This window comes from Hoeflea sp. (assembly GCF_039975035.1).
Classification (GTDB): Bacteria; Pseudomonadota; Alphaproteobacteria; order Rhizobiales; family Rhizobiaceae; genus Hoeflea.
The window spans coordinates 1-9,702 of the sequence record NZ_JBDWHW010000191.1; the positions used below are offsets into that span (position 1 = coordinate 1).

General features: G+C 61.2%; 9 protein-coding genes and 1 pseudogene. 3 read left to right on the top strand and 7 right to left on the bottom strand.

Going from position 1 to position 9,702, the window contains the following annotated elements; genetic code table 11:
- On the bottom strand, nucleotides 1-1,531 hold a 1,531-nt coding region (locus tag ABJN75_RS17210; protein ID WP_348440814.1), incomplete at its 3' end, for a GMC family oxidoreductase N-terminal domain-containing protein.
- A gap of 128 nt (nucleotides 1,532-1,659) precedes the next feature.
- The gene (locus ABJN75_RS17215) at nucleotides 1,660-2,385 is read right to left on the bottom strand and encodes a Crp/Fnr family transcriptional regulator (RefSeq protein WP_348440815.1); all 726 of its coding nucleotides are present in this window, start codon (nucleotides 2,383-2,385) and stop codon (nucleotides 1,660-1,662) included.
- A gap of 185 nt (nucleotides 2,386-2,570) precedes the next feature.
- On the opposite strand from ABJN75_RS17215, the gene ABJN75_RS17220 reads away from it, so the two are divergent.
- From ABJN75_RS17220 to ABJN75_RS17230, 3 genes are read left to right on the top strand one after another with little or no spacing between them, the layout of a single operon-like run.
- Complete coding sequence (locus tag ABJN75_RS17220) at nucleotides 2,571-3,299, top strand: ABC transporter ATP-binding protein (protein WP_348440816.1); 729 nt, start codon at nucleotides 2,571-2,573, stop codon at nucleotides 3,297-3,299.
- Nucleotides 3,296-5,671, top strand: coding sequence for an FtsX-like permease family protein (locus tag ABJN75_RS17225; protein WP_348440817.1), 2,376 nt, complete (start codon nucleotides 3,296-3,298; stop codon nucleotides 5,669-5,671). The genes ABJN75_RS17220 and ABJN75_RS17225 overlap by 4 nt, the downstream gene beginning before the upstream one ends.
- Before the next feature lie 4 nt (nucleotides 5,672-5,675).
- Nucleotides 5,676-6,887 (top strand): efflux RND transporter periplasmic adaptor subunit, encoded by a 1,212-nt coding sequence (locus ABJN75_RS17230; RefSeq protein WP_348440818.1) that lies wholly within the window; start codon nucleotides 5,676-5,678, stop codon nucleotides 6,885-6,887.
- A gap of 98 nt (nucleotides 6,888-6,985) precedes the next feature.
- On the opposite strand, the gene ABJN75_RS17235 is transcribed toward ABJN75_RS17230, so the two are convergent.
- The 5 genes and pseudogenes from ABJN75_RS17235 to ABJN75_RS17255 form a co-directional block, all read right to left on the bottom strand.
- Nucleotides 6,986-7,615, bottom strand: coding sequence for an SCO family protein (locus ABJN75_RS17235; protein ID WP_348440819.1), 630 nt, complete (start codon nucleotides 7,613-7,615; stop codon nucleotides 6,986-6,988).
- 3 nt (nucleotides 7,616-7,618) lie between these two features.
- The gene (locus tag ABJN75_RS17240) at nucleotides 7,619-8,119 is read right to left on the bottom strand and encodes a copper chaperone PCu(A)C (RefSeq protein WP_348440820.1); all 501 of its coding nucleotides are present in this window, start codon (nucleotides 8,117-8,119) and stop codon (nucleotides 7,619-7,621) included.
- A gap of 181 nt (nucleotides 8,120-8,300) precedes the next feature.
- On the bottom strand, nucleotides 8,301-8,696 hold the full coding sequence (locus ABJN75_RS17245) for a hypothetical protein (protein ID WP_348440821.1): 396 nt from the start codon (nucleotides 8,694-8,696) through the stop codon (nucleotides 8,301-8,303).
- Nucleotides 8,697-8,859: 163 nt separating this feature from the next.
- Nucleotides 8,860-9,255, bottom strand: a complete 396-nt coding sequence (gene cueR / locus ABJN75_RS17250; protein ID WP_348440822.1) for a Cu(I)-responsive transcriptional regulator — start codon at nucleotides 9,253-9,255, stop codon at nucleotides 8,860-8,862.
- Nucleotides 9,256-9,363: 108 nt separating this feature from the next.
- A pseudogene (locus ABJN75_RS17255) lies at nucleotides 9,364-9,702 on the bottom strand (heavy metal translocating P-type ATPase); the annotation flags it as partial.

Below are 9,702 nucleotides of genomic sequence, written 5' to 3' on the forward strand. Positions count from 1 at the left end.
GGGTCGGCATCACCGAGGCGTCGACCACGCGCAGGCTTTGAATTCCGTGAACACGCAACTCAGGATCGGTCACCGCCAGAGGATCTCGGCCCATCCGGCAGGTTCCGACCGGATGGTAGATGGTATCGGCACGGGCGCGGATGTGACCCATCAGTTCCGCATCATCCATGCCTTCCCGGGTGTAGACTTCCCTGAGCCGGTATGTGCGCAGCGACGGCGCATCCATGATCCTGCGGGTGATCCGGGCGCCCTTGAGCATCAACGCGGCGTCGCGGTCATCGGAGAGATATTTCGGATCGATCCTGGGCGCGCGTAGCGGATCGGGACCGTCGAGCCCGACTTCGCCGCGCGAATGGGGCCTGAGCGCGCAGACATGACATGAGTAGCCATAGCCCATATGCAATTTGCGGGAATGATCATCCAGCAGCCCCGCCACGAAATGCAGTTGCAAATCAGGCCGCTCAAGGTCCGGTTCAGACTTGATGAAAGCGCCGGCCTCCGCTCCGGGCGAAGCCACAAGACCGGAGCGGTCGCGTCTCCAGTCGAGAATATGGCGCAAGAGCTTGTAGGCGCCGACAGCGCCCAGTCCCAGAACATCGGTGTCACGGGTTTTGGCCGCATAGATGTAATCGAGATGGTCCTGCAGGTTCTGGCCGACGCCGGGGAGATCCTTGAGCACTTCGACGCCCCTTGAGCGCAAGTGCTCGCCGGGACCGATGCCCGACAGCATCAGCAATTGCGGCGAATTGAACGCGCCGCCGCAAAGGATCACCTCCGCGCGCGCGCTGACCTGATGGTCTTTGCCGCCCTTGCGGTAGGCCACTCCGCTGGCGCGAAACCCCTGCATCAACACCCTTGTGGCATGGGCGCCGGTGATCACGGCAAGGTTGGGCCGGGTCATGACGGGATGCAGATAGGCCGCGGCAGCGGAGCAGCGCTCGCCCTGTTTGCCGTTACCCCAGAACTGGGTGACCTGATAGAGTCCGGCACCTTCCTGTTCAGTGCCGTTGAAATCATCATTGCGGCGGATCTGGACCTCGGCCGCGGCATCCACAAAGGCGCGGCTGATCGGGCGCGGGCTTCGCTGCTCGGCGACTTCGAGCAGGCCCTGATCGCCATGCAGAGCGTCCGCGCCACGTATATTCCGCTCGGAGCGGCGAAACAGCGGCAGCACATCGGACCAGCCCCAGCCTTCACATCCGGCCCTGGCCCAGTCATCGTAATCGGAAGCATGGCCGCGTATGTACAACATCGCATTGATGGCGCTGGAACCGCCCAGGACACGGCCACGCGGCTGGTAGCCGCGTCTCCCATTGAGACCGGGCTGGGGAACTGTCTGAAACGCCCAGTTGTTGATTTTCGGCCTGCCGGGCAGCATGGCGAGCGTGCCAAGCGGAGCGCGCACCAGAATGCCCCTGCCATCTCCGCCTGCCTCCAGCAGACAAACATTCACCGATGGATTTTCACTCAGTCGCGCCGCAAGCACCGATCCGGCGGAGCCGCCGCCCACGATGACATAGTCAAACTCCATCCTCGCCTCCTCCCAAAGCTCGTTTCAGCGAGGAAACTAGACCAGAAGCGAAGGGTTGCAAACAGAAATTGACGTGAGGAAAGACTACGTAAGGTTATACGCTTGCGACCGTTTGAATACGACGCGCGCTAAAACCCGGCCCGCTCGGACAGATGATTGAGATCAGGAACCACGACATGCCGATTGTTGGCGATCCGGATGACGTCTTCCTTGCGCAGTTTGGTCAGTTGGCGGCTGACAGTTTCCATGGTCAGACCGAGGAAATCGGCAATGTCGACACGGCTCATCGGCAGATCAAATGCCACCGAATCGGAATCATTGTCGGGGAAAGCATGGGTGGCGATCAGCAGCACAAAACTCGCGACCTTCTCGGCAGCCGACTTGCGGCCAAGCGTCAACATCCAGTTGCGGGCTTCGTCAAGTTCATCAAGCGTTTGTTCGAGCAGCTTGTGCTCGAGTTCCGGCATTTCGCTGATCATCCGCTCGATGACATTCTTGGGAAATGAGCAAACATTGACTTCGGTCGCCGTCTCGGCGGTCACACCGTTTTCCTTGCGGAACGGGCGACCGAGGAAATCCGGAGCGAACTGAAGACCGACAATCTGCTGACGGCCATCAGCCATCATCTTCGACAGCTTGACCACGCCGGAAATGATATTGGAGTAGGATTTGGTCTGGGTGCTTTCGCCCACCAGCTCGGTGTCCGGTTCGACCGTGCGCCTGTTTGAGTGTTTGCTCAATTGCAGAAGCTGATCACTGGTCAAGGCTCCGCAAACGCCGCGGTGGCGGCTTTCGCAAGCCTGACAGAGGATCGGCAAATCTGAGTTGTGAACGTCTTTGCGTCGAATATCCATGGGGCTCCTGCCTTGATCCTACACTACCCGACCTTGAAAAGCTTCAAAAGATGCAAGATGTCGCAGCAATTGCCACAATATTTCACAGGCGCCTCACCGAGTCACCAGCCGGTCTTGGGCAACGCGCGGTCCGGCTGATTGACGGGAGTCAAGGAGCTTGAAGCCAGTAATGCTATTGTTGCACGATGATAACTGATCCACACGCCTCCAAGCTGCCGATCTTTGCCGTGTCCGGTCTGACCAAGGTATATCGCACCGGCGATGTCGAGGTACGTGCGCTCAATGGCGTCGACCTGGCGCTCGAGGCCGGTGAGATGGCGGTGATGCTGGGTCCGTCGGGCAGCGGAAAATCCACTCTGCTCAATATCATAGGAGGCCTCGACCGGCCGACAACTGGATCGGTCACGTTCAAGGGCATGGAGCTTTCCGGCGCGACCGACCGGCAACTCACCGGCTATCGTCGCGACCATGTCGGCTTCGTGTTCCAGTTCTACAATCTGATCCCTAGCCTGACGGCGTGGGAGAATGTCGCGCTGATCACCGAGGTGGCGGCAAATCCGATGACGCCGGGCGACGCGCTGGCGCTGGTCGGTCTTGAAAGCCGGATGAACCACTTCCCCGCGCAACTGTCGGGCGGCGAGCAGCAGCGGGTGGCGATTGCCCGGGCGATCGCCAAAAGACCCGACGTATTGCTGTGCGATGAGCCCACCGGCGCGCTCGATTCGGCCACCGGCATCATCGTGCTCGAAGCACTGGCGCGGGTGAACGACGAAACCGGCGCGACCACGGCGATCATCACCCACAATGCCGGGATCCGGAAAATCGCCCACCGGGTTTTCTTCTTTCTCGATGGCCGCATCGCATCTTCGGAAACCAACCCGTCCCGGATCAAGCCTTCGGAGGTGAGCTGGTGAGCAGGCTCAGCATGCTCGACCGCAAGCTTGTCCGGGATCTGGCCCGGTTGTGGGCGCAGTCGCTGGCAGTGGCGCTGGTCATGGCATGCGGCGTGATGACCCTGATTCTGGCGTTGGGCGCAACGCGCGCGCTCGAGGAAACCCGCGCGGCGTTTTACGACCGGACACGGTTCGCCGATGTGTTTGCCACCGCAACACGGGCTCCTGGAAGCATCAAAGCCGACATCGCGGCCATCGACGGGGTCTCGGCGGTCGAGACGCGGATCGTCAACCCGGTCATCATCGAGATCGAAGGCATGGCCGAACCGGCGACCGGCATGGTGATCTCGATCCCCGATCATGGCGAACCGGCCGTCAACCGGCTCTACCTGCGCTCTGGCCGGATGCCGGAGCCGGGACGCACGGATGAGGCAACGGTGATCGAATCCTTCGCTGACGCCCACGGGTTCCGGCCCGGTGACAGCTTCGATGTGCTGATCAATGGCCGCAAACGTAACCTGTCGATCACCGGAATCACGCTGTCACCCGAATATGTCTATGCCATCGGCCCCGGCGACATGGTGCCGGACCAGAAGCGTTTCGGCGTCATTCACATGCACAGGGCAGTGCTGGAGGGCGCCTATGACATGAACGGCGCGTTCAACAATGTCTCGCTGACGCTGGCACGCAACGCCGACAAGAACGACGTAGTGGCGCGGCTCGACACCATCCTCAAGCCCCATGGCGGCACCGGCGCCTATGAGCGCACCGACCACATGTCCGACGCATTCCTTGACTCCGAACTGACCCAGCTCAGGGCCATGGCAAAGGTGATCCCGCCTATCTTCCTGTTCATTTCGGCATTTCTGGTCAACATGATCCTGACCCGGCTGATCGCGCTGGAACGCGAGCAAATCGGGCTTCTGAAGGCTGTGGGATACTCCAATGCAGCGATTGCCTGGCACTATGCAAAACTGACATTGCTGATCTCGCTCGTCGGGGTGGTGATCGGCGGCATCGCCGGTACACGACTGGGGCACGGAATGGCGGCGCTGTATGGCGAATTCTACTCATTCCCGTTTCTGGTGTTCTCGCAACAGCCCGATCTTTATGTGATCTCCATTGTTGTCACCATCGCCGCCGCCCTTGCGGGCGCGGCCAATGCGATCATGGGCGCGGTGCGGCTGCCGCCGGCGGTGGCCATGCGGCCGCCGGCGCCGACCGGCTATCACAGCTTTTTCAGCGGCACACCCGGCGCCTTTCGTCTGCCGTTCTCGCAACTCACCATCATGGCGATGCGTCATCTGGTGCGCTGGCCGATGCGAACCGCGCTGACAACGCTGGGCACCGCGCTGCCGGTGGCGCTGCTGATCACATCGCTGTTTGCCTTTGATTCCGTCGATCACATGATTGACACGGTCTGGTTCAGGGCCGACCGCCAGGATGCGACGCTGACGTTTGCCGCGGACCTCTCTCCCGACGCGATCAGGGACGTGGCGCGGTTACCCGGGGTGATCGCGGCCGAGCCGTTCCGCGCGCAGGCCGCAACGTTGCGAAACCGGAACCTGTCGCGCAACGTCCAGATCATCGCCTCGGACCCCCAAACCGATATCAGCCGGATACTGGATCAGGATTTCAAGCCGATCAAACTGCCGGAGGCGGGGATATTGCTCTCCGAACGGCTGGCCGACCATCTCGACGTTGCGCCGGGGGACCAGCTCGAGGTGGAACTGAGCGACGGGCGGGGCAGACGCGTCTCCGTGCCGCTTGTGGGGCTCACCAACAGCTATGTCGGGCTGAACGCCAACATGAGCCGCCAAGCACTCGACCGGCTGTCGGGCCTGGGCCCGCGCCTGTCCGGCGCACGCGTGATCGTGGATGAAAACGATATCGGGAAACTCTATGCCGAGATCAAGCAAACGCCGGCGATCGCCTCGGTGGCGCTGCAAGGTGTTTCACGCCAGCGGTTCGAACAGGTGATCGACGAAAACATCGGCATCAGCGTGACAATCTATGTTTCGCTCGCCGTCATCATAACCTTTGGCGTGATTTACAATTCGGCCCGGATACAATTGTCGGAGCGAGCCCGCGAACTTGCCAGCCTGCGCGTGTTCGGCTTCACCAATGGTGAGGTTTCGCGCGTCTTGCTGACCGAACTCGGGGTCATGGTGGTTCTGGCGCAACCGCTGGGCTGGCTCATCGGCCGAAGCTTCTCGGAACTCGTCGCCAAAGGCTTTGAAAGCGATCTGTTCCGAATTCCGCTCATCATCAATCCGTCCACCTACGCGGTGTCGAGCCTGGTAGTGCTCGGCGGGGCACTGGTGTCGGCGCTGATCGTGCGCCGGCGCATCGACCGGCTCGACCTGATCCGCGTCTTGAAAACAAGGGACTGAAATCATGGCATCTGTGCTTGTCAAAAGCCTTGCAGGATTGGTGGTCGTCGCGGCGATCGGCGGGGCGTTCTATGTCGCGTTCGGCGAAAAGACCATTCTCGTTGATCTCGCCGAGGTGACCGCCGCGCCGATGCAGGTGACCGTCGAAGACGATGGCATCACCCGCATCCGCAATGTCTACGCGATCTCCTCGCCCATAGCAGGACATCTTGACCGGATTACCTACTCGGTCGGTGACCCGGTCCGCGCCGGCGACAGCATCGCCCAGATCTACCCTCTCGATCCTCCGTTCCTCGATACCCGCACGCGGACCGAACTGATGGCGGCGATAGATGCCGCGCGCTCGAATATCGCGGTGGCCGAGGTCGAGCTGACACGGGCACGCACAGCGCATGACCTCGCCCGCGCCCGTCAGGACAGGGCGAGGAAGCTCGCGGCGACCAATATCGTCGCCGATAGCGAACTGGAACGGATTGACGGCGAAGTCGAACTCGCCAAGGCACAGGTCAAATCCGCCGAAGCGATGATCGCGCTCAGGCAGGCAGAGCTTGCCAGCGCCCAGGCACGGCTGGCGCAGCCCGGACAAACTCCCGTTTCCGCCGCCAACGGCCAATGCTGTATCAACATCGTGTCGCCGGTTGACGGGATCATTCTCTCGCTCAATGTCAAAAGTGAAAAACCTGCCAGTATCGGCCAGTTGATCGCCGAGGTCGGCGACCCGACCGATCTGGAAATCACGGTCGACGTGCTGTCTGCCGATGCGGTCAAGATCCACCCCGGCAGCAGGGCGCTGATCACCGGCTGGGGCGGGCCGGAAACGCTGGAGGGGCGGGTCGACCGGGTTGAACCGGCGGCATTCACCAAAGTCTCGGCATTGGGGATATCAGAACAACGGGTCAACGCCATCATCGCGCTCGAGGATCCGCCGCCAGCCAATCTTGGCCATGGATTCCGGGTGATCGTCAATCTGATCACCTGGTCATCCGACGCCGCCCTGCAAGTCCCCGTCAGCGCGCTTTACCGCGATGACGGGGACTGGGCTGTGTTCAGGATGGAAGACGGCAAGGCCCGGATCACGCGGGTCGAGATCGGTCACATGACCGACAGGCGGGCCGAGATCCTGTCCGGCCTGTCGGAGGGAGATCCGGTGATCCTCTACCCCGGAGATTCACTTGAGGACGCAAGCCCGATCGAGGACCGGGCCGCCGCGCAGTGATTGCCGGTGCAGATCGCGTTCAAACGGATTTCATTTGCACGGCACCGATTATGCATCTTTTCAAGGCGTGACAGCGCCGCGTGAGATCACAAAATGCTCTATCCCGAGGCTCCGGCCAGTCGCCTGAGCTTGGCGATCGCCGTATCAGCGCTCTCGCCATAGGCGATGGTGCCCTTGAACTCGCCGTTTCTGTCGATGAGGAACACCGAAGCGGTGTGATCCATGGTGTAATCGCCATCTTCGGTCGGGATCTTCGCCGCATAGACATACCACGCCGCGATCACCTTGGCGATTTCATCGGGATCGCCGGTGATGCCGGTGACCCGGTCGGTGAAAGCGTCGGCGTAGCCTTTCATGATCTCCGGCGTATCGCGTTCCGGATCGACGGTGATGAAAAACGCCTGAAGCTCGCGTCCCTCATCACCCAGCGCATCGAACCATCCCGCCATTTCGTACAGCGTCGTCGGGCAGACCTCCGGGCAGCGGGTGAAGCCAAAGAAGACGAGCGTCGGCTTGCCTTCAAAGGCCGCCTGGGTGATCGGATTGCCATTGTGGTCGACCAGCTTGAAATCGGTCCCCAGCTTCATTCCTGCAGTCAATGACCTGCCGGTGCCCTGGACCGCATACTGCCAACCCAGGAATCCGGCGGAGATGAGGATCAGGGCGGCAATCGCCGCCCCTACCCAGATTTTCACCCCGAAGCGTCGCTCGGTGGAACCGGTCTGCATGGCTCAGCCGCCCTGCTTCATGGTGCCGTGATCCATCTTCATGTTGTCTTTCATCTTCTGGATGTTCTCGACACTGAATTCGAGCTCGATGGTACCGGCCTTTTCAAAAGTCAGCTTGGCCTTGCGGGCTTCACCTTCCTTGAACTGGCTGTCGATGCCGATGAACATGACATGGTAGCCGCCCGGCTTGAGCACGACTTCACCGCCGGCTGGAATTTCAAGTCCATCAGGGATCTGGCGCATTTTCATGACTTCGCCTTCCATCTTCATTTCGTGGATTTCCACGCGGTCGGCAAATTCAGCTTCGCCAGAGACCAGCCGGTCGGCTTCGGTGCCTGAGTTGCGGATCGTCATGTAGCCACCGGAAACCGGGGCGTTGGGGGGCGTCGCGCGGGCGTAGGGATGATCGATTTCGAGCGACCCCAGCTTGAACTCATGGGCGGCAGCGGAGGCGGACGAAAGACCGAGAATGGCGGCGGAGAGAATAAGAGCGATGCGTTTCATGGTGTTTGCCTTTGCATATGCGTCTTGCTCAGACGCTGATTGGGTGGTTGGCCCACGAACGTCGGGGAACGTTCCGGCAGCCGAGTATTCAGGGGAAAGCCGGACAACTGCGCTGACCGGGACCTCAGGAGACGTGTTTCAAGGCCGCCCAGACGCGAGGTCTGGCCGATCAGGCAGAAAATCAGGCTGAGAAGGAGGGAGGACCGCGGGGGGAAGCGCCGGGCCGCAAGGCCGGATAGGCGAGCCTGGCGTCCTGGGGGACCGCAAGCTCGGCTGCGGCAGACCAGCGGGTGATCACATAGCCGTTAAAGGGGGACGGCAAATCAACCGAAGAGACAATGCGGCAGGCTTCACAATGATAGGCGGAAAAATGATAGGGGCCGTCCTGGCCGGGCAGGCAAAGATCGGGCAACGTGCCATCGGGAAGAATGAAGGATGCAACATCGACATCCGAATAGCCCGCGACCGAATCCGTCAGGTTGAGCGGACGATGGGCGAAGGCGACAAGCAGCAGCGACAGGGCGCAGAGCATGCGCACCAATCCCGATCTGCCGATAATCCCTCGTGTCCCGACCATGCTCACAGCCTGATATTCGATCAACCGCAGGAATATACGTCCGATGCGGCGCCGACAAGGCCTTAGAGGCAGGCCTGCGTCAAGATGCGCGCCAGCCGGTATTGGCGGGCGTGAAAACCGCGATGCCGGGCAGGACCCCAGCACTCAGGATGTTTCGCGGGTTTCAGACCCGGCCTCCCCTGGCGATTTCGTCAATGATCGGACATTCGGGCCGGTCGTCGCCCTGGCAATGATCGGCCAGGGTCTTGAGCGTGTCGCGCAAGGACTTCAGTTCCTTCAGCTTGCGATCGATTTCCCGGACCTTGTCCATCGCCAGCGATTTCACGTCCGAACTGGCGCGCGCCTTGTCTTCATACAGTGACAACAGCGACCGGCATTCGTCGATGGTGAAGCCGAGACTTCGCGATCGCTGAATGAACGCCAGCCTGTGAACATCCCTGGCATCGTAGTCGCGATAGCCATTGGCTGCGCGCAAAGGCTTTATGAGGCCGATATCCTCATAATAGCGGATTGTCTTGGCCGGCAGGCCGGTCAGATCAGATGCTTCGCCGATATTCATTGTCTGCCTCCCCGCTCCACAACGCGCTCATGCCCGCCAGACGCCTTGGCGGCTATGGCTGGACGACCTTGCTGTCTTCCACCGGAAAAGTCTCCGCCGGCTGGAAGATCAAGCATCGAGCTTGACCCGCCGCAGCCGCAATGCATTCGAGATGACCGACACCGACGACAGGCTCATGGCCGCAGCCGCGATCATCGGCGACAGCAATGTTCCGGTGATCGGATACAGCACGCCGGCGGCGACCGGTACGCCGAGGGTGTTGTAGGCGAAAGCGAAGAACAGGTTCTGCTTGATGTTGCGCAGCGTCGCCTCGGACAGTTTTCTTGCCCGCAGGATGCCGCCAAGGTCGCCTTTGAGCAGAGTGATGCCGGCACTTTCGACGGCGACATCGGCTCCGGTTCCCATGGCGATGCCGACCTCGGCCGCAGCCAGCGCCGGCGCGTCGTT